Origin of the sequence: Pseudoalteromonas prydzensis (assembly GCF_011050055.1) — a bacterium.
Classification (GTDB): Bacteria; Pseudomonadota; Gammaproteobacteria; order Enterobacterales; family Alteromonadaceae; genus Pseudoalteromonas; species Pseudoalteromonas prydzensis_A.
In genome coordinates, this window is the sequence record NZ_DRGM01000185.1 from 80,839 (window position 1) to 101,245 (window position 20,407).

A 20,407-nucleotide genomic window follows, 5' to 3' on the forward strand; every position below is an offset into this window, starting at 1 on the left:
GAGTTTTATGTTTTCTCGTTATTTTATCGACAGACCTATTTTTGCGTTTGTGATCTCTATTGTGATTGTTTTGGCGGGCCTGGCTGCTATGCGCAGCTTGCCGATCGCCCAATACCCTGAAATTGCCCCACCGGTTGTGCAAGTTACAGCAGCCTACCCAGGTGCATCAGCTGAAGTGCTGGAACAAACAGTCGCGGCGCCAATAGAAAATGCCATTACCGGTGTTGAAGGCATGATGTATATGTCTTCAACTTCTACCAGTTCTGGTGCAACTACTATTGAAATAACCTTTGAGATTGGCACCGATATTGACCAAGCTGCGGTCAACGTCAATAACCGTGTCAAACAGGTTGAAGCCCGATTACCAGAAGAAACACGCCGCCAAGGTGTGGTAGTACAAAAAGGTTCATCAAGCTTTTTACAAGTTCATGCGTTTTATTCGCCCGATGATAGCCGTGATAGTTTATGGACTTCAAATTATGTCACGCTGAATATTTTAGACCGCATCAAGCGTATACCCGGTACGACTAGCGTACAAATCTTTGGTGCGAAAGATTACGCCATGCGTATTTGGCTGCGTCCTGATGTAATGAGCCAATTAGGTGTCACTGTTGAAGAAGTAGCGGGTGCAATTCGCAGCCAAAACTCACAATACGCGGCCGGCTCAATTGGCGCAACTCCTACCTCGCAATCCGCGCAAGAACTGGTTTACAGCGTTACCGCGCAAGGGCGTTTATCTGAACCTGAGCAGTTTGAAGAAATCATTATTCGCTCAAACTTGGATGGCAGTAGCTTACGCTTAAAAGATATTGCCCGTGTTGAGTTAGGCGCAAAAGACTATAACTTTAGAGGCACCATCAACGGCAAAGAAGCCGTGCTCCTTGGTATTTTCCTGCAACCTGGTGCCAATGCCCTTGATGTAGCAGCAGAAGTAAATGGCGTATTAGCAGAAGTTACCCAGCAATTCCCCACAGGGCTCGCTCACTTAAATTCTTACGATACCACCCGCTTTGTGGAAGTCTCAATTCGCGAAGTTGTCATAACGTTAATTGAAGCAATGGTGTTAGTGTTTTTAGTGGTATTTTTGTTTTTACAAAATTGGCGCGCAACGCTTATTCCAACCCTTGCCGTGCCGGTATCGCTACTTGGCACATTTGCGGGTATGTATATGCTCGGTTACTCAATTAACTCGCTGACCTTATTTGGTATGGTGCTGTCTATTGGTATCGTGGTGGATGACGCTATCGTGGTACTTGAAAATGTTGAACGTATCATGCATGAAGAGCATGTTAGCGCCCATGAAGCCGCCATTAAAGCCATGAAAGAAGTATCTGGCCCTGTTGTTGCGATTGTGTTGGTGTTGTGCTCTGTGTTCGTGCCAATTGCCTTTTTAGGTGGCTTAACCGGTGAATTGTTCCGTCAGTTTGCAATTACTATCTCAATTGCAGTGAGCTTATCAGGCGTAGTCGCACTGACAATGACGCCTGCTTTATGTGTACTTATTTTAAAACAAGAGCATAAACAAACCGCACGCTTCTTTTTATGGTTCAACCGTGTATTTACTAAAATTACCAGTAACTATGTGGGTGCAGTAGGATTTATGGTGCGTCGCGGTGCATTGGGTTTATTACTAATGATTGGTATGGTGTCAATCACCATTGGACTTTGGAAAAACACCCCTGGTTCGTTAGTGCCTGATGAAGACCAAGGCTACTATATTTCAGCGATTTTCTTACCTGATGGCTCATCCCTTGAGCGCACAGAAGAAGTAGTCGCTGAAGTAATTAGCGCCGTACAATCTAATCCTGCCAACGAAAATGTGGTGGCATTTACCGGCTTTGACTTTATTGGTGGCGGTTATAAAAACAGTGCCGCAACCTTATTCGTCACCCAAAAACATTGGGATGAACGTGAGATTGATACTAAAAGCTTGGTTAATGAGCTGTTTATGAAAACTGCGCATATCAACGAAGCCTTAGTACTGGCGTTTAATCCCCCCGCTATTTTCGGCTTAGGCAATACTGGCGGCTTTGAGTTTTATATTCAAAACAAAGGCGCAGGTGGTCCAGAAAAGCTACAACAAGCCATGGGATTAATGATGGCTGAAGCACAAAAAAGTCCAATTTTAAGTGGCCTGCAAACGTTATGGAGACCGAATGCGCCGCAACTTAAAGTGGATGTTGACCGCGAACAAGCGCGTGCCATGGGCATTGAAGTTGACGATGCCTTCACCGCCCTTGCAGGCACACTCGGCACTTACTATGTTAATGATTTCAATAAGTTTGGCCGAGCATGGCAAGTACTGATGTCGGCTGAAGCAGAGTTTAGAATGAAACCGGATGACATAGGCCGAATTTATGTGAAAAACAGCCAAGGTACTATGGTGCCAATGTCGGCGTTTACTAACATAGAATACAGCCGCGGACCAGAAAGCCTGAATCGTTATAACAACCTGCCAGCGGTTAAATTGCTCGGTAACGCCGCACCGGGTTACAGCTCAGGGCAAGCAATTGCTGAGGTTGAACGTATTGCGAAAGCCGTATTACCACCCGATATGACCTACGACTGGACCGGCTCTGCGTATCAAGAAAAACGCAGCTCAGGTACCACAGGAATTGCTTTAGGCCTTGCGGTGATCATGGTATTTTTAATCCTTGCAGCGCTGTATGAGCGTTGGTCATTACCGCTCTCGGTGATGTTAGCTTTGCCATTTGGTACCTTTGGTGCATTAGTGTCAATTTGGTTAGTCGGTATGACCAATGATGTCTACTTCCAAATCGGCCTAGTGACGCTACTTGGCTTAGCCAGTAAGAACGCCATCTTGATTGTTGAATACGCCTTGATGAAACATCAACAAGGTTGGAGCGCAAGCGCTGCGGCACTTGAAGCTGCCCGCCTACGGTTTAGACCGATTATTATGACCTCATTGGCGTTTATTTTAGGCGTAGTGCCTTTGGTTATCAGTTCTGGAGCCGGTGCTGGCGCACGTCATAGTGTCGGTACTGGGGTTATGGGCGGGATGATGGCTGCAACATTCCTCGCAGTATTTTTTGTGCCACTGTTCTTTTACTGGCTGACCGAGCGCAAATTAACAGAGCAACGCTCCCGTGCAGATTTAGCGGATGAAATCGCAGCTCACCATAAACGAGAGCATGTCGATACTCAAGAAGGTAATGTTTAATTACTTACAACAAAAATATAAGGGCAAACAGTAGTTTGCCCTTTTTTATGGGCATTTGATAACTAGCAATTTTATGCCGTCGGCGCTACTATATTAATTCGTGCGTCGAGGAGCCTAATTATGAACAGTGAAAAATTAACCGAGTTTGAGCAGTACTTTCAAATAGATGAAAGTAACCGAGTCAATTTGTTTGCCGTTGATGATGATAAGGTGCCGACAACATTAGCGCAACTAGAAGCGGATATTCCCCCGTTATTTAAACTCGCCAATGAAGTTAGTGAGCTTGAACAAAGCTCCCTCAGACCACTGCGTAATTTAGGTGATTTAGCACAAGAACTCGTCGTGTTTTTGCAAGCGCAATCGCGCAAAATTGACCTAATAATGAGCCATATTTTAGCTTCAGAACAACCTGAAGATAACGCTATGTACTGTGATAGCTACGGCGGTGGTGGTGTCAAATTAACCGATACAAAAGCTTACTCAATTGGCCAAGCATTTCGCACAAAATTGTTTTTACAACACGAAGCGTCAGCAATTTATTGTTACACCGAAGTGGTGGCCGTTAATAAAATTGACGATGAACACTATCAATACACCTTACTATTTAAAGCTATCCGCGATACTGATCAAGAGCTTGTCGTGCGTGCCAGTTTACATGCACAAACTCGCCAGCTTAAGAAGCGCCAACAACAGCAAGCGGAGGAACAATCTTTCGAACAATTGAAAACTGACGAAGAAACACCGACAAAGCCTGAACAATAACCATGAAAAAGCTGACATCTGCGGCTGAAATGCTAAACTAGCCGCACCTTTGTTTGTTTATTAAATTCATGAACTTTAGACTTTTACCCGAATGGGCTGAGCAAGACGCCGTTATGCTCACTTGGCCACACCAAGCCACTGATTGGTGCGACAATTTAACCGCTGTAGAGCCGGTCTATGTGCAACTATGTCAGCATATCTGCAACGTTGAGCACGTAGTGATCATCGCTCATGATCAAGCCTTAAAAACCCACATTAGCCAGTTGTTAAGTCAAAACAAGGTTGATTTAAGCCGCGTGCATTTTGTGGTGACGCCTTGTAACGATACGTGGGCTCGTGATCACGGGCCTCTCACCTGCGCTGCGCTAGAAGATAACAACCAGCTAAAAATCGTTGATTGTACGTTTAATGGCTGGGGTAATAAATTTACCAGTGAATTAGATAATAAAATTAATGCGGTGCTGGTTAAGCAACTTGCCGCTCCTACTAATCAATATCAAGCGCTTGATTTGGTTCTGGAAGGTGGCGGCGTTGAGATTGATCAACACGGTGTATTATTGACCACCAGTGAATGTTTACTTAACCCAAATCGCAATCCAGATCTAACCCAACAAGACATTGAACAATGCCTACGTGAACAACTTGGCGCAAGCGACTTTTTATGGGTTGATCACGGCTACTTAGCCGGCGACGATACCGACAGCCATATCGACACTTTAGTGCGCTTTGCGCCCAATGATACCTTAGTGTATGTAAAGTGTGATGAGCAAAGTGATGAGCACTTTCCTGCTCTTGATGCCATGGAAAAACAGTTACAAGGCTTTAAAACAACTGCGGGTAAACCGTATAGCTTAATTGCTTTGCCATGGCCTAAAGCGGTATTTAATGATGATGGCGACAGGTTGCCTGCCACCTATGCCAACTATTTAATTATTAACGGCGCTGTACTTGTGCCAATTTATGCTGATGCCAATGACGAATTAGCCTTAGCGCAAATTCAGTTAGCCTACCCTGAGCATCAAATAATAGGCGTTAACTGCTTACCCATTATTCATCAATTTGGTAGTTTACACTGCATTACTATGCAATTACCCCGTGGATTTTTAGCTGGAGCATCATTATGAGCAGCCCTGCAAATTTAACCGTTGCCTTAGTGCAGCAAAGTAACACTGATAATGCCGCGCAAAACATGGCAAAATCAATCGCCGCTATTCGCGATGCCGCAAGCCAAGGTGCGCAACTGGTGGTGTTACAAGAATTACATCGCAGTCTGTACTTTTGTCAAACCGAAGATGTTGATGTTTTTGATTTGGCCGAGACTATTCCGGGCCCAAGTAGCGACACTTTAGGTCAGCTTGCAAAAGAATTAAGCATTGTTATTGTTGCCTCACTATTTGAAAAACGTGCCACAGGGCTGTATCACAATACCGCGGTAGTGCTTGAAAAAGACGGTACCATTGCCGGTAAATACCGTAAAATGCATATCCCAGATGATCCTGGTTTTTACGAGAAATTTTACTTCACGCCAGGTGATTTAGGCTTTGCACCTATTCAAACCTCTGTTGGTAAGCTTGGTGTACTAGTTTGTTGGGATCAATGGTTTCCAGAAGCCGCGCGCTTAATGGCGATGGCCGGTGCTGAATTATTAATTTATCCAACCGCAATTGGCTGGGATCCCCGAGATGATAAAGGCGAACAAACTCGCCAAAAAGATGCGTGGGTGATTTCACAACGTGCCCATGCGGTTGCCAATGGCGTACCTGTTATAAGTTGTAATCGTGTCGGTCATGAAAGTGATCCAAGTGGCCAAAGTGAGGGTATTCAATTTTGGGGTAACTCATTTATTGCCGGTCCTCAAGGTGAGCTGCTAGCAGAAGCCAACAACACCGATGAGCAACTATTAATTGTTGAGCTTGATCAAAAACGTTCTGAAAATGTCAGACGAATTTGGCCGTATTTACGCGATCGTCGTATTGATCATTACCAAGATTTAACCAAAATATATCGCGATTAAGAATAAATTAGCGCCTCAATTGAGGCGCATTAAAGGAGTAGTAAATGGCGTTTGCGCAATGGGCAGCCTTGCCTTGGGTAAAATCTCAAAAAGATAAAATTCAATGGGGGCAACTAACCGGCAGTGGCTTAAGTATTGCCATTGCACAAGGGGTAAAGCAACAAGATGGCTTAGTACTGATTGTCACTCCTGATACCCCTAGTGCGCTGCGCTTAGAAACCGAACTAGAGTGCTTACTCCCTGATCACCCGGTGATGATTTTTCCTGACTGGGAAACGCTGCCATACGATCACTTTTCACCTCACCAAGATATTATTTCATCGCGTTTAGCCACCTTAAATACACTAAAAAAAGAACAACAAAGTGTATTGATTGTGCCTGTATCGACCTTGATGCTACGTACCGCGCCTGCTTCGTTTATTTATGGTTCAACCATTAATTTTAAAGTCGGCGATATTCTCGATACTCACCAACTTCGAAGTAACTTAGAGCAAGCGGGTTACTTACACGTACAACAAGTGATGGAGCATGGTGAATACGCCATTCGTGGCTCAATTGTTGATTTATACCCAATGGGCAGCCCACACCCATTTAGACTTGATTTCCTTGATGACGAACTCGACACCATTCGTTTATTTGATGTTGAGAGTCAACGCTCGGATGAAAAAGTCGACAAAATTGAATTACTGCCTGCGCATGAGTTCCCTACCAACGAAGCAGATATTGAGCGCTTTAGGATCAACTACCGCGAAAAATTTGGCGCCAGCTCATCGCAAGACTCCGTGTATATGCAAGTAACCAAAGGTAATTGGCCGGCGGGTATCGAATATTATATGCCGCTGTTTTTTGAGCAACTAGCGACTATCTTTGATTACCTACCAGAGCACGCCACAGTAATGCAATTAGGTGACTTAGAAGATGCAGCTGAGCATTTTTGGCATGATGTGAATGTTCGCTATGAGAATCGCCGTGTTGATCCACTGCGGCCATTACTTGAACCTGTTGCGCTGTATCAACCGATTAATGAACTGTTTGCAAATTTAGGCAATTTTGCCCGCATTCGTCTGTCGCAGGCAAAGCTGCCCACCAAAGCGGGTAATAAAAACCTCACCACCAGTGAATTACCCGCAGTTCGCATTGATCATAAACTACATGAACCGTATCAAGCCTTTATAAATTATGTTGCAGCACAAAAAAAACAAAAAGGCCGTATTTTATTATCGGTTGAATCCGACGGTCGCCGTGAATCTCTGCTCGCCATACTGAAACCCAGCGGCTTAAAGTTTAAAGAGTTTTCATCATTCGATGAATTTATAAATAGCAGTAGCGATGTTGGCTTAATTGTCAGCCCACTAGAGCAAAGTGTGGTGCTTGGTACAAAACCTGCCTTATCCATCATTACCGAACAAGAATTACTCGGCATTAAAGTCTCCCAGCGGCGCCGTCGTAAACATAAGTACGAAGCCAGTCAAGATGCGTTAATCCGAAACCTCGCTGAACTTAAAGTGGGTCAACCGATTGTGCACCTTGATCACGGTGTGGGTCGCTATCAAGGATTACAAACGATTGATGCGGCAGGCCTGATCACCGAATTTGTCACTATCACCTATGCTAGTGAAGCGAAATTGTATGTGCCGGTATCAGCCCTGCATATGCTCAGTCGTTATTCAGGCGGTGAAGAAGCCAGTGCTCCGCTGCATAAACTGGGATCTGATGCTTGGGAAAAAGCGAAAAAGCGTGCGGCTGAAAAAGTACGTGATGTGGCCGCTGAACTACTTGATATTTACGCCCAGCGCCAAGCAAAATCTGGCTATGCTTTTAAACTTGATGGTGCCGCTTATCGAGTATTTAGTGATGGTTTCCCATTTGAAGAAACCGACGATCAACGCAACGCCATCGAAGCCGTACTAGGTGATATGCAAATTAAACAAGCCATGGATAGGCTGATCTGTGGTGATGTAGGCTTTGGTAAAACGGAGGTTGCGATGCGCGCCGCTTTTGTCGCCGTTAACGATAACAAGCAGGTTGCGGTATTAGTGCCTACAACCTTACTTGCGCAACAACACTTTGAAAACTTTAAAGACCGCTTTGCCGACCTACCCATTGAAGTGGGTGTGCTGTCTCGCTTTAATTCACCCAAAGAGCAAAAAGACACCTTAGAGAAAATGGCCAAAGGCACCTTGGACATAGTCATTGGTACCCACAAATTGATCCAAGCCGATATTATATTTAAAGATCTTGGCTTACTGATTGTTGACGAAGAACACCGTTTTGGCGTTCGCCAAAAAGAAAAAATCAAATCCTTGCGTGCCGATGTCGATATATTAACCCTGACTGCAACGCCTATCCCACGTACCTTAAACATGGCGATGAGTGGCATGCGAGATTTATCTATCATCGCGACACCGCCTGCTAAGCGTTTAGCGGTGAAAACTTTTGTTCGTCAACGCGATGCAGACTTGATCAGAGAAGCAGTACTACGTGAAATTAAACGTGGTGGTCAAGTTTACTTTTTACATAACAATGTTGAAACCATTGACCGCGTGGCTGAAGAAATTAGCGAATGGGTGCCAGAGGCCAGTGTTGCTTCTGCTCACGGGCAAATGCGCGAGCGCGATTTAGAACAATTGATGAGTGAATTTTATCATCAAAAATACAATGTGTTGGTGTGTACCACTATCATCGAGACTGGCATTGATATCCCAACGGCGAATACCATTATTATGGATAGAGCCGATAAACTAGGTTTGGCGCAGTTACATCAGTTACGGGGCCGAGTTGGTCGCAGTCATCATCAAGCTTATGCGTATTTATTAACCGGCAACCCAAAAGCGCTCTCTAAAGATGCTGTAAAACGCCTTGAAGCGATTGAATCATTAGAAGATTTAGGTGCTGGTTTTGCACTGGCAACCCACGATTTAGAGATCCGCGGTGCCGGTGAGTTGCTTGGTGACGATCAATCCGGACAAATGCAAACCATCGGCTTTAGTTTATACATGGAAATGCTAGAGCAAGCGGTGAAAGCCTTACGTGAAGGTAAAGAGCCAACCCTTGAAAACTTGCTCCATCAACAAAGTGAAGTAGATTTAAAACTCGCAGCATTATTACCTGATGACTATATTCATGATGTTAATGCGCGATTGGGGATTTATAAACGGGTTGCCAGCTGTGCTAATCTTGCTGACATGGATGAATTACAAGTTGAGCTGATTGATCGCTTCGGTCTGCTGCCTGATGCCACGAAAAACCTATTTAGTTTGCAACAGCTGAAACTTAAAGCCAATGAGTTAGGCATTAAAAAAATTGAAGCAAATCCAAAGGGAGGCTATTTTGAGTTTAGCCAACATACTAAGGTTAACCCTAGCTTCATTATAGGTTTGATACAAAGTGCACCTAAGGTGTATAAAATGGATGGTGCAAATAAGTTGCGCTTTGCGATCAATGAGGCCAATGCCCGTGAACGCTTAAAAATGGTCACTGCAATGATTGCAGATTTCGAAAAAAAGGTTAGCCATTAAATGTTGCTTAAAAAATCTCTGATCCTACTGTGCTGTGTATTTAGTAGCACAGCATTTGCTGAGCGCTGGTTTGAAGTAGAAGTACTGATTTTCAAACAGCGCCCTGCTCCCTATTTACAAGAAGATTTTAGTTTAGAGCGAGATCCTATCAAGGCAAAACGTAGCCTTGATTTACTTACACCGCTTTATAGCGAGCAAGCCAAGCAGGATTGTATTAACGGTGACAGTCGCTTTAATTCGCACTCATTAACAGACGCTGTGATTGGTGCGAGTCGCTCTAATTTATGCGATGACAGTATTGATTACTTACACAGTTACTCAGCGTTACCACTAAGCCCGTTAGCGCCTGCAAAAGATGATATGGAGCAAACCTATTTACTTGCTCCCGAGCAGCTACAATTTAAGTCACAACAGCAAGAACTGGTACGTAAAGGCCTAACACCGCTATTACACACAGGTTGGCGTTTTGCAGGGGCGAGCCAATCACGCTCTGAGCACATTAAACTGTTTGGTGGTAAATTATTACGCGCCCCCGTGGTCGCCAATCCATCACAGTATCCAAATAATGACTTTATTAGTTTAGTCAGCGGCAATCAGCATATCGCCCCTGTAATTGAAAAAAATGCAGATAAATGGGAATTAGATGGTATTTTTAATATTTACTTGCGCCATTATTTATTTATTAATGCCAGCTTTGATATAAATGAAAGCCAAGCCACAGGTGAAATTCAACAGGCTCGATTTTCACAATTTAAACGGGTGATAAGTGGTGATGTTCATTATTTTGACCACCCTAAAATGGGCATGATTGTACAAATCAGAAAATTCAAACACTAAAATAAAGGAAGATAAGCAAATGAAAAAGCTTTTAATCATTGCAGCGGCACTTAGCCTTGCGGCCTGTTCAAAAGTAAGTTTAGAAAACTACGAGAAAATTGAAATTGGTATGGACAAAACTGCCGTTGAAGCTATTTTAGGCAGTGCTGATAGTTGTGTTGAAAAAACCCTGCATACAAATTGCACTTGGGGTGATGACAGTAAAAACATCGAAATCACCTTAGTGTCTGATAAAGTATCTTTATATAGTAAAACCGGTTTAGAGAAATAAACCTATTACAGCTCAGGTAGTAACAAAATTACTACCTGAGCTGGGCTCTGATCAGCAACTCATTACTACCACCAATAAACCGGATAATGGCGCTTAGGATTGCGTGATAAATTATTCACTAACAGCCCCACCAATAACATAATGGCTGCGCCAAACAGTACCGGGCTTATCACATAGTAATAACCAAGTTGTTGTATACTTTCACCCCCGATCACTGCAATCAAGGCTGTCGCCCCGCCTGGCGGATGTAATGTACGTGTTAAGTGCATTACTGCAATCGATACTGAAACCGCAAGCGCACTGGCTAAGATTAAGTCTGCACTTAAAAATTTAGCAACAGTAACCCCCACCAATGCACTAAAAACATGACCACCAATAAGATTACGAGGTTGAGAAAATTCAGCTAATGGCGCACCATAAATAAGCACCGCAGTTGCACCTAATGAGCCAATTAAAAATAAGTTAGTTAGCGGATCAAATTGGATACTTTTACCAATCATAGCGACCAAGTAAATACCCAAAAAAGAACCAAGTAAAGACCACATGATTTTACTCATTGGTTTACGCGGTGGGCATTGGCTGGTTGCGGTCATTCTAGAGATAAACAGGCGCATTGCACTCCCATTAAAGCAGTATAAAGGGGGAGATAATACCTGAAGGGTCCTGAAAATCGACCACAATATTTATTCCATTTCGCTATAAATAATCTCTATATTAACTATTTTACTTCTATTTAAAGTGATCTTATAACGCTGGTATTTTATTTCCCCGTTATTCTGATAAGACACCACCACATTTAATTGATACCTTCGCTCCACACTTTGTTTAGATATCTTATTATTATCAAGATGATAAAGTTTACCTTCGCCTTTTTTTAAGTTCCGTGCAAATGCCGCTAAACTAAACTGTAAGGTCTGTTGCAAGCTATCATAGCCAGGTAAAAACTCTTTGGCATTAACCCGTATTTCACTGGCAAAGTGCAACCATTGCGCTGCTTGCTTATTTTGCTGACGCCGTTTTGAAAATATTTTTCTCACATCCTCTGGAATATACTTAAAACGGGTATATTCAAGCCAGATATATTGTGTGGCTATTTTGTCTTTGGTAACACTATTTCGAAATTGAAACCGCCATTTTGGCCGCCCTTTGACAATCGCGCGCCAGATCACTCGGGTGATATCTTCTTTGAAGATCTCTCGCATGCCATAAATAGCACCTAAAATAATCACCAAAGTTGCAGTCACCTCGGTAAAAGAGATCCGCGCATTCAGCACTACAACCATCACAAATGCCATTATAATTGCAGTAACGGTGCCTTTAACCAGCCGTTTTAAATAACTATTAAGGTAACGAGTATTACGATTTAACACCACACCATGTTCAATCAAGCGCTGTAATAAGCGCATTTTATTAGTGATGCGGTTAGCATCTGTAAGAGTCGCCTCGGAGTTATATTGCTGCTCTTGCCGATAGTCTTGCTCTGATTTACAAAAGTTCATCAGATCATTACGCTCTTTCGCGTAATCACTGTTACGAGGCCCTTCGTCAAGTAATTTTAAAAACGACTGCTCAATATGCCAACTCAGATAGTTATCTGCATTAGTATAAAACGAGATCAGTTTTTCATCATCCGGTGTGTAACGCCTTAACTTTTTGAGTAAGCTTTGACTTTGTTCACATAATTCAATAGCCCGCTGATAAAACTCATCAACTTCTTCAATCTTCAATGTGTCTTTGATATCGGTATCAATCGCTAGGCGGACTTGGTAGCAATACAAATTCAGATTTTGCCGATAGTCTTGTTGTTCACCTTTATTTTTACTTACAAAGCGGCTACGCACTAAAGGTAAGTGAATATTATTGGCGTTATAGGCTAAATACGATTTGAAGTGGTTATTGAAATACGCTTCTTCTGTTAACGTCTGCGGATTGATGCCCATTTCATTTGGGATAGAAAAATACATGTCGATCCGCTGCTCAGTACGAGGACTCAGCTCTGATTCGATAATAAAGGATAAATTTTCATCCTGCCTTAACAATCAACTCTCCAAATAAGTAAAAAGATGCCCCTAGTTTACTGCCACACTTTCATTTGTTCAATAAAAAAGGCCTAGTAAAAACTAGGCCTTAGATAGAATCAATGTTACCTACTGATTAGAATTTAACATTCACACCAGCAAATAAACGACGACCTAATACATCAAATGTATACGGGTCAGTATTTGAGTCAGTGTTACCTGTGTAGTATGGCGGTTGCTTATCAAATAAGTTGTTCACGCCTGCTGAAAATGACAGGTTGTCATTAACAATATATGAACCACTAATATCATGATAAATAACTGTTGGTGTCGTTGGTGCATAACACGTATCTTTATTTAAACAGTTATAGCTATCCATACCTGCAATGTAACGAGCCTTATAAGTAGCACTCCAGCTATCTGCTGATACTTTTAGGCTTAGGTTAGATTTCAAATCAGCGAAACCACCTTTACCAGCAGTTACAAGGCCAGCATAATCTACTGGATCACCTGTAATTTCAACAACGTACTCGTCTAAGTAAGTTGTATCAAGCGCTGCACGCCATGATAAATCTAATGCTTCAAATACATACGCAAGGTTTAAATCTACCCCTGATGTTTTCTCAGAACCAATATTTTGTTGTTGATTGTTAAGGCTAATACGGCCTGTTGAATCAAGTTGTACGTTTGCAGATTGACATAACGCAGAATCAGCATTGGCAGATGTTTTTAAACACTGATCAACGATATACTGTTCGTTAACTGAAGCAATCGCATTTTCAATTTCAATTTCATAGTAATCAACAGTCATTGAGAAACCATCAAACCACTCTGGCTCATACACAAGGCCAATTGTTGTAGTATCAGCTTCTTCAGGTGTTAACTGGTCGTTACCGCCCACAGTTACTTCTGCTTGATCTTGTGCGCCTGGGTATGTGATTTGCTCAAACGATGGTGAATTACCAGAATAAAGCTCGTCAACGGTCGGTGCACGGAATGCTGTAGATACTACACTACGTAACATTAGTTCACTGTTTACTTTCCAAGTTAAACCAAGCTTCCACGTTCTGTCAGAACCAAACGTGCTGTAATCAAATGCACGAATAGCAGCGCTAAGCTCAATGTTATCAGCAAATGCTGTATTGGCAACTAACGGTAATGCAACCTCTAGATAAGCTTCATTAACATCATAACCACCAGATGTTGGTTCTTCTTTAGGATCGTTAGCTAGACCTTGTGCAGTTAATGAATCTGGAGTATCCCATGCCTTTTCTTGACGACGCTCGATGCCTGCGGCAAAACCTGCGTAACCAGCTGGCATTTCAAATAACTCACCAGAAAGTGATGCTGCTAGGATGAACATCTGGCTGCCTGCTGAAGACTGCTCAGTGTACATGTACTCATCCATGTTCTCTTTGGTCCACGAGTTTTGATTTACAGGATCAAAATTACCTTCGAGAATGTCTTTGGTGATCGAGCCAACATTGTGCAAGTTAGCCATGCTGCTTACTGAGTCATTACGACCAAAGTTAGCCGATATATCCCAAGAATAGTCGCCTACGTAACCATCTAAGCCGACCACAACGCGAACTGTATCAACTGTTTGAGCTAAGTCACGCGTGCCAGATTCAACCATACGACGGCCATAAGAAATATCGTCTTCGCGTTGGTAATTTACTGTTTCTGTGATGTAGTTACCATCAGCATCAGTGTCTAAGTAACCATCGCCATTAACGTCTAAACGACGATCGTAGGTTTGTGATAGTAGCGATGAATCCATTGCATCAGTGTATTCAAAATCAAACCAAATTGGCTGTGGTGCCAATTTTTGCTCAGACCAACGTTTTGTATACGTTAATTCTGCAAAAAAGTTTGTTTCATCAGAAATTTGGAAGTTAGCTAAACCCGTTAAGTTCAAGCGTTCCATTGGTGTATATAAATAGCTGTCTTTTGCATAGTTATAGCTATCTGCGTTTGAATAACGATGATAGGCATTACCTAAACCACTGACACCATTATCATCAATTAATGAAAGCTCTTGATCTTTACCATCGTCACCAACAATTTTACCTTTCTCATTGTTACCATTCCAAATATGGCCACCTTGGCTGTAACTTGAACCTGTACAGAAGAGACCATTGCTGCCTTCAGCGATTGGGCAAGATGAAAAATCACGATCTGCTTGGCTTGCTTGACCACGGTCAGTGTACTGCACACCAACAACCACATTACCACGGTCAAAAGATGCACCTACGGTGAAGTCAATTGAGTTCTCTTCCGCATCATGCTTACTTGTGGCTGCAGTATTGAGATTCATATCAAAACCTTCAAAATCATCTTTTAAGATGATATTGACAACGCCAGCTACTGCATCAGTACCGTATACAGCAGATGCGCCGTCTTTCAGAACCTCAACACGTTTGATCATTGATACAGGGATAGTATTTAAGTCAACGGTAGACGCTGCGCCGGTACCTGAGTTGATCATACGACGACCATTAACAAGCACTAAAGTACGTTGAGAACCTAAACCACGCAAATCGATGCTTGCATTACCACCAGAACCATTGTTGATACCTGGATTGGTCATTGCGCCGCCTGTAGCGGTCATTTTTTGTAAAATACCATCAATTGAATTTACACCAGATGCTTTAATCTCATCAGCGCTGATTAGTGTAATTGGGCTAGCAGTTTCCATGTCTGAACGCTTAATGCGAGAACCCGTTACTTGAATTTTTTCGATAGTTTGCGCTGCTTCGTCTGCAGCAAAAACTTGTGTGCTTGAGAACATAGGAATAGCTGCAAAAACAGCTAAACTAAGAATAGATTTTTTCATGTGAAACCCTACTTGTTGGAAAAATACCTTGCTCAGGTAGTGCTCGTTATTATTAGAATCACGAGTCAACGGTGGGCAACTTAGGCGGGTTTAACTGAACGAAAACTGAATTGATGGCCACAAATTGCCCGTGCGTTTATTTATAAACCCAAAATAGGCACAAAGGTTAATGAATGTTTCATTGTTAACTACTTAATACCTTTATTATTCATAGCGATAACTCCAATTGAAAACATTTAAAACACGCATGCAACCAAACTGATTTAGTTTGTAATCATATGTAATCAGCGTAAGCAAATACCTAAATCAGAAAAATTTACAAGTTAATCACATCATTTTAGTATTACTGCAAAACTGAGCAATAAATGCTAACCATAGTTATGCAATAATTTTGCGTATTTAAGCTAATTACCACCTTATTTATAGATTTATCTGTATGTTTAGTGCTGTTCATTGCAGCTTAATATATGAATTCGGTTGCTTTATGTGTGTGGAAAAATCGAGGCTGAGATGAGGTGGCACTTAGACAAACATCGTTATACCAATCGTGTTAAGTTACTGACCATTTATAGCGACAGAAAAATACAGTGATAACAAGGCAGAAATTTTGACATGTAGTTGTTCTACATAAAAAATTACTAACGCAGTTAGCGCTTTATTTAGCGCGCTAGAATGGTTAAATATTTAAGTCGATTGGTATTATTGTATATTCATGTTCGATTTTATTAAGTCGTCTTAAGGTAAGCATATATGAGAAAGGTTTACTTTAATTATCCTACTAAATTCACTGGCTATCTTTAAAGTACAATGTGCAAACACAGTAGCTTGTGGTCGGATTGAGAGAGGATGAAGTTATAAACAGCATGGTTGTAACTATATAAAGGCAAGCCAATATCAATAAGTCACATCAAAGTAATACAACACATGCTCAGCGTGTCCCTGCTGATTGTTAAGCTCTAGCACTAATTTCCAGGTCATGTTTCGCTCTGAACAAATGCCAACCATAGTTTGTGCGACTAACATATCATCACGCGGCGCAAACAAAACGGGAATAAAACCCATATACATAGTAACGCCTTCAAGCTTTGCGCTTTGCACTGAAACCCCATTAGGCAGTGACAAATAAATTTCAAAAGGCGTTTCAGGGGTTGTTTTTTGCTCAGCCAACCAAATTTTTACTTGGTTATTATATTGGCATAATTGATTCGGTTGGCAACTTGCAGCTGGCCTTTGCTCTTCTATACTTATCGTTTGTGGATCACATGCGACTAACAGTTGTAATGCGCTTATAAGCACCATTAAAAATTTAATTGGCATAGCATTCCTTGGATAGAATAAAGGCGGATACTAATCAGCGTACCGTTAAAATACAACCACTGAGCAGAATTATCACGCAAATGGACAAAAAGTGTCTCAAAAATAGCCAACTGTGTGAGAAAAATTGATTGATGTCATAATTTTATGCAATTGACCTATCTTTTTTAGGCCAAAAATTTTATCATTTCCCTGCAAAAATAAGGGTTTCTCGAGTTTGTTTTCTGAAGCAGTCAAGGCTTTGAGGGTTTTTGATAACATACTTGTGAATAATAGTAGGCCCCACTTTCTAAAGTGGGTAATTCATTTCTAAACGCATAAATTGCAGCGGAAGCCAGAAAATGAGCCAAACAGTAGCATCACAAACTGAGTACAACTATAAGGTTGTACGCCAATTCGCTATTATGACAGTGATTTGGGGCATCGTTGGCATGAGTATTGGGGTTCTGATTGCTGCCCAATTAGCTTGGCCAGCACTTAACTTTGATACACCATGGTTAACTTACTCTCGACTTCGTCCGTTACATACGAACGCAGTTATTTTCGCATTTGGTACAAGTGCACTTTTTGCGACGTCGTATTACGTCGTACAACGTACCTGTCAAACGCGCCTTCTTTCAGATAAATTAGCCGCCTTTACATTTTGGGGCTGGCAATTAGTTATTGTACTTGCGGTTATCACGCTACCTTTAGGTATTACCAGCTCAAAAGAATATGCAGAGCTTGAGTGGCCAATCGATATCTTAATTGCTGTGGTATGGGTTACCTATGCAGTTGTGTTCATGGGCACCATAGCTAAACGTAAAGTGTCTCATATCTATGTTGCAAACTGGTTCTATGCTGGTTTTATCATTACTGTTGCAGTACTGCACATTGTAAATAGCATGGCAGTGCCGGTATCATTAACTAAATCATACTCTATCTACGCAGGTGCGGTAGATGCAATGGTACAGTGGTGGTATGGTCATAACGCGGTAGGTTTCTTATTAACCGCTGGTTTCTTAGGTATGATGTATTACTTTGTACCGAAACAAGCAGGCCGTCCGATTTACTCTTACCGGTTATCAGTGGTTCACTTTTGGGCATTGATATCACTTTATATTTGGGCTGGTCCTCACCATTTACACTACACTGCGCTTCCTGATTGGACGCAAAGTTTAGGTATGGTTATGTCAATCATCTTATTCGTTCCTTCTTGGGGTGGCATGATCAACGGTATCATGACGCTATCAGGCGCATGGCACAAACTACGTACTGATCCAGTGCTACGCTTCTTAGTTGTTTCATTATCTTTCTATGGTATGTCTACCTTTGAAGGTCCGATGATGGCAATTAAATCTGTAAATGCCCTTTCTCATTACACTGATTGGACCGTTGGTCACGTTCACTCAGGTGCGCTTGGTTGGGTTGCGATGATTTCTATTGGTGCAATTTATCACCTTATCCCTGCGTTATTCTCGCAAGGTCGTATGTACAGCGTAAAACTTGTCAATACCCACTTCTGGTTACATACCGTAGGTGTTGTACTTTACATAGTTGCGATGTGGATCTCAGGTGTTATGCAAGGCCTTATGTGGCGCGCAGTAAATGCTGACGGTACATTAATGTATAGCTTTGTACAGTCGCTACAAGCATCACATCCTTTCTATGTTATGCGCTTCTTAGGTGGTGTATTCATCGTCGCGGGTATGCTGGTTATGGCTTATAACGTTTACCGTACGATTTCTGCGAAAAATGATTCGTTGAAATTAGACGCGCAAGCACAGTTAGCATAACGGAGTGAGATGATGAGCAATAAAAATTCACAAAACAAACATGAAATAGTCGAAAAAAATATCGGCCTTATGGCTATCTTGACTGTTTTTGCTATCAGCTTTGGTGCATTAGTAGAGATCACGCCACTGATGTTCCAAGACGATACCACTAAGCCTGTAGATGGCTTACGTCCACTTAATGCACTTGAAATGGAAGGACGCGATATCTATGTACGTGAAGGTTGTTATAACTGTCACTCGCAAATGATCCGCCCTTTCCGTGACGAAGTTGAACGTTATGGTCACTACTCTGTAGCAGGCGAATCAGTATGGGATCACCCTTTCCAATGGGGTTCTAAACGTACCGGTCCTGATCTTGCTCGTGTTGGTAAACGATACTCGGACGACTGGCATTACGCTCACTTAGTTGACCCTCGCGCAGTGGTTCCTGAGTCGAACATGCCAGGCTTTCCTTGGTTAGCAGAGGATCGCGTTGATACAAGCCTGACTCTGAAAAAACTTAAAATTTTCCGTGATACATTTGCTATCAATCCAGAAAACCCAGCACACCCAGGTTTAGGATATGGTAGTGATGAAGAACTAATCGCTGACGTTGCCAAAGTTGATGCAATGAATGACGGTAAAGGTGCAACAGAAATGCAAGCCCTTATCGCTTATTTGCAACAACTTGGCACCCACTTGAAGTAATTAATTATGGATTACGGAACATACAGAGGCATTTTAACTCTGGTAATTTTAGTACTATTTATTGTCATTGTTGTGTGGGCGTACAGCAAACGTAGTAAAACACGTTTTAAAGACGCTGCAAATGCCATCTTTGAAGATGAGAAAAAGCATAACGATACAATCTCTAACGAGGAAAAGGGGTCTGAGAAATGACTAGCTTTTGGAGTATATGGGTTATTGTATTAACCCTTGCCTGCTTATTTATCATTTTTGGCTTACTTGTGTGGAATTTAACAAACTACACAGGCGTTAAAGAAGGTGAAAGCTGTGGGCATGAATTTGATGGCATTGAAGAGCTAAATAACCCACTGCCTAAGTGGTGGACTTACATGTTCTTTGCAACATTCGTATGGTCAGTTTACTACTTAGCCGCATACCCAGGTTTAGGTAACTGGGAAGGTTTAGGTAAATGGACCAGTTCTAATCAGGGTATTACTTCTTTAGCAGAATCTAAACAAGCTGTTGAAGACGCGCAAGCCGATGGCCGCTTTGTTAAGCTCGATGCGGAATACCGTGCAGCAGATGAACGTTTTGGCCCTATTTTTGCCGCTTTTGCTCAGCAAGATATCGAAACGCTTGCTACTGATGAAAAAGCACTGGAAATTGGTCAGCGTTTATTCGCACAAAACTGTTCTCAGTGCCATGGTTCAGATGCACGTGGTGGTCAAGGCTTTCCTAACCTAACTGATAAAGATTGGTTATATGGCGGTACGCCTGACAAGATCAAAGAAACCTTATTACACGGTCGTATTGCAGCAATGCCACCTTGGGGTGCTGCATTAGGTGAGCAAGGCGTTAAAGAAATGACCGCTCATGTACTAAGCTTGTCTGGCCGTACAGTCAACCAAAAAGACGCAAGCGCCGGTGCAGCTAAGTTTGCCATGTGTGCTGCGTGTCATGGTGCAGATGGTAAAGGTTCTGTTGCTCATAACCTACCGTTTGGCGCTCCTGACTTAACGGATAACATCTGGCTCTATGGTGGCTCACAACGCGCTGTTGAAGAAACTATCATTAATGGCCGTGCCGGTGTAATGCCAGCATGGAAAGACATTTTAGGTGAAGAAAAAATCCACCTATTAACGGCTTATGTATATAGTTTATCGCTAGATAAATAATCAAAACGTTAATGAAATGTTTATAAATTAATGTTTTGAT

At 42.2% G+C, this 20,407-nt stretch carries 15 protein-coding genes; 11 read left to right on the forward strand and 4 right to left on the reverse strand.

Annotation, left to right across the window (positions count from 1 at the left end; translation table 11 throughout):
* Nucleotides 1-7: 7 nt before the first annotated feature.
* From ENH88_RS18645 to ENH88_RS18675, 7 genes are all read left to right on the forward strand, one after another.
* Nucleotides 8-3,181 (forward strand): efflux RND transporter permease subunit, encoded by a 3,174-nt coding sequence (locus ENH88_RS18645; RefSeq protein ID WP_304184597.1) that lies wholly within the window; start codon nt 8-10, stop codon nt 3,179-3,181.
* A gap of 120 nt (nt 3,182-3,301) precedes the next feature.
* The gene (locus ENH88_RS18650; RefSeq protein ID WP_304184598.1) at nt 3,302-3,943 is read left to right on the forward strand and encodes a PilZ domain-containing protein; all 642 of its coding nucleotides are present in this window, start codon (nt 3,302-3,304) and stop codon (nt 3,941-3,943) included.
* 68 nt (nt 3,944-4,011) lie between these two features.
* Nucleotides 4,012-5,067 (forward strand): agmatine deiminase family protein, encoded by a 1,056-nt coding sequence (locus ENH88_RS18655; RefSeq protein WP_304184601.1) that lies wholly within the window; start codon nt 4,012-4,014, stop codon nt 5,065-5,067.
* Nucleotides 5,064-5,957: a carbon-nitrogen hydrolase gene (locus tag ENH88_RS18660; RefSeq protein WP_304184603.1), complete on the forward strand. Its 894-nt coding sequence runs from the start codon at nt 5,064-5,066 to the stop codon at nt 5,955-5,957. Before ENH88_RS18655 ends, ENH88_RS18660 begins: the two co-directional genes overlap by 4 nt.
* Before the next feature lie 44 nt (nt 5,958-6,001).
* Nucleotides 6,002-9,475, forward strand: coding sequence for a transcription-repair coupling factor (mfd, locus tag ENH88_RS18665; RefSeq protein ID WP_304184605.1), 3,474 nt, complete (start codon nt 6,002-6,004; stop codon nt 9,473-9,475).
* A complete protein-coding gene (locus ENH88_RS18670) occupies nt 9,476-10,312 on the forward strand; it encodes a peptidoglycan binding protein CsiV (protein WP_304184607.1) in 837 nt (278 codons plus the stop codon). It begins immediately after the preceding gene.
* A 19-nt stretch (nt 10,313-10,331) separates the two neighbouring features.
* Nucleotides 10,332-10,583: a DUF3862 domain-containing protein gene (locus tag ENH88_RS18675; protein WP_304184609.1), complete on the forward strand. Its 252-nt coding sequence runs from the start codon at nt 10,332-10,334 to the stop codon at nt 10,581-10,583.
* Between the two features lie 65 nt (nt 10,584-10,648).
* Here the strand turns inward: ENH88_RS18675 and ENH88_RS18680 are convergent, their stop codons facing one another.
* From ENH88_RS18680 to ENH88_RS18695, 4 genes are all read right to left on the reverse strand, one after another.
* A complete protein-coding gene (locus ENH88_RS18680; RefSeq protein WP_304184612.1) occupies nt 10,649-11,197 on the reverse strand; it encodes an HPP family protein in 549 nt (182 codons plus the stop codon).
* 69 nt (nt 11,198-11,266) lie between these two features.
* Nucleotides 11,267-12,622: a hypothetical protein gene (locus tag ENH88_RS18685; RefSeq protein WP_304184615.1), complete on the reverse strand. Its 1,356-nt coding sequence runs from the start codon at nt 12,620-12,622 to the stop codon at nt 11,267-11,269.
* 115 nt (nt 12,623-12,737) lie between these two features.
* The gene (locus ENH88_RS18690) at nt 12,738-15,437 is read right to left on the reverse strand and encodes a TonB-dependent receptor (protein WP_304184618.1); all 2,700 of its coding nucleotides are present in this window, start codon (nt 15,435-15,437) and stop codon (nt 12,738-12,740) included.
* An 894-nt stretch (nt 15,438-16,331) separates the two neighbouring features.
* A complete protein-coding gene (locus ENH88_RS18695; RefSeq protein WP_304184620.1) occupies nt 16,332-16,754 on the reverse strand; it encodes a hypothetical protein in 423 nt (140 codons plus the stop codon).
* 338 nt (nt 16,755-17,092) lie between these two features.
* On the opposite strand from ENH88_RS18695, the gene ccoN reads away from it, so the two are divergent.
* Genes ccoN through ccoP form a run of 4 tightly spaced genes read left to right on the forward strand, consistent with a single transcriptional unit; the run spans nt 17,093 to nt 20,367 of the window.
* Complete coding sequence (gene ccoN, locus ENH88_RS18700) at nt 17,093-18,526, forward strand: cytochrome-c oxidase, cbb3-type subunit I (RefSeq protein WP_304184622.1); 1,434 nt, start codon at nt 17,093-17,095, stop codon at nt 18,524-18,526.
* A gap of 12 nt (nt 18,527-18,538) precedes the next feature.
* The gene (gene ccoO / locus ENH88_RS18705; protein WP_304184653.1) at nt 18,539-19,213 is read left to right on the forward strand and encodes a cytochrome-c oxidase, cbb3-type subunit II; all 675 of its coding nucleotides are present in this window, start codon (nt 18,539-18,541) and stop codon (nt 19,211-19,213) included.
* Nucleotides 19,214-19,219: 6 nt separating this feature from the next.
* The gene (locus tag ENH88_RS18710; protein ID WP_304184623.1) at nt 19,220-19,405 is read left to right on the forward strand and encodes a cbb3-type cytochrome oxidase subunit 3; all 186 of its coding nucleotides are present in this window, start codon (nt 19,220-19,222) and stop codon (nt 19,403-19,405) included.
* Nucleotides 19,402-20,367 (forward strand): cytochrome-c oxidase, cbb3-type subunit III, encoded by a 966-nt coding sequence (gene ccoP, locus ENH88_RS18715; protein ID WP_304184625.1) that lies wholly within the window; start codon nt 19,402-19,404, stop codon nt 20,365-20,367. The genes ENH88_RS18710 and ccoP overlap by 4 nt, the downstream gene beginning before the upstream one ends.
* Nucleotides 20,368-20,407: the final 40 nt, after the last annotated feature.

Excerpts from the sequence above, each read along its gene's own strand:
- ENH88_RS18645 (WP_304184597.1), top strand. The coding sequence starts at position 8 with ATGTTTTCTCGTTATTTTATCGACAGACCTATTTTTGCGTTTGTGATC.
- ENH88_RS18650 (WP_304184598.1), top strand. The coding sequence starts at position 3,302 with ATGAACAGTGAAAAATTAACCGAGTTTGAGCAGTACTTTCAAATAGAT.
- ENH88_RS18655 (WP_304184601.1), top strand. The coding sequence starts at position 4,012 with ATGAACTTTAGACTTTTACCCGAATGGGCTGAGCAAGACGCCGTTATG.
- ENH88_RS18660 (WP_304184603.1), top strand. The coding sequence starts at position 5,064 with ATGAGCAGCCCTGCAAATTTAACCGTTGCCTTAGTGCAGCAAAGTAAC.
- mfd (WP_304184605.1), top strand. The coding sequence starts at position 6,002 with ATGGCGTTTGCGCAATGGGCAGCCTTGCCTTGGGTAAAATCTCAAAAA.
- ENH88_RS18670 (WP_304184607.1), top strand. The coding sequence starts at position 9,476 with ATGTTGCTTAAAAAATCTCTGATCCTACTGTGCTGTGTATTTAGTAGC.
- ENH88_RS18675 (WP_304184609.1), top strand. The coding sequence starts at position 10,332 with ATGAAAAAGCTTTTAATCATTGCAGCGGCACTTAGCCTTGCGGCCTGT.
- ENH88_RS18680 (WP_304184612.1), bottom strand. The coding sequence starts at position 11,197 with ATGCGCCTGTTTATCTCTAGAATGACCGCAACCAGCCAATGCCCACCG.
- ENH88_RS18690 (WP_304184618.1), bottom strand. The coding sequence starts at position 15,437 with ATGAAAAAATCTATTCTTAGTTTAGCTGTTTTTGCAGCTATTCCTATG.
- ENH88_RS18695 (WP_304184620.1), bottom strand. The coding sequence starts at position 16,754 with ATGCCAATTAAATTTTTAATGGTGCTTATAAGCGCATTACAACTGTTA.
- ccoN (WP_304184622.1), top strand. The coding sequence starts at position 17,093 with ATGAGCCAAACAGTAGCATCACAAACTGAGTACAACTATAAGGTTGTA.
- ccoO (WP_304184653.1), top strand. The coding sequence starts at position 18,539 with ATGAGCAATAAAAATTCACAAAACAAACATGAAATAGTCGAAAAAAAT.
- ENH88_RS18710 (WP_304184623.1), top strand. The coding sequence starts at position 19,220 with ATGGATTACGGAACATACAGAGGCATTTTAACTCTGGTAATTTTAGTA.
- ccoP (WP_304184625.1), top strand. The coding sequence starts at position 19,402 with ATGACTAGCTTTTGGAGTATATGGGTTATTGTATTAACCCTTGCCTGC.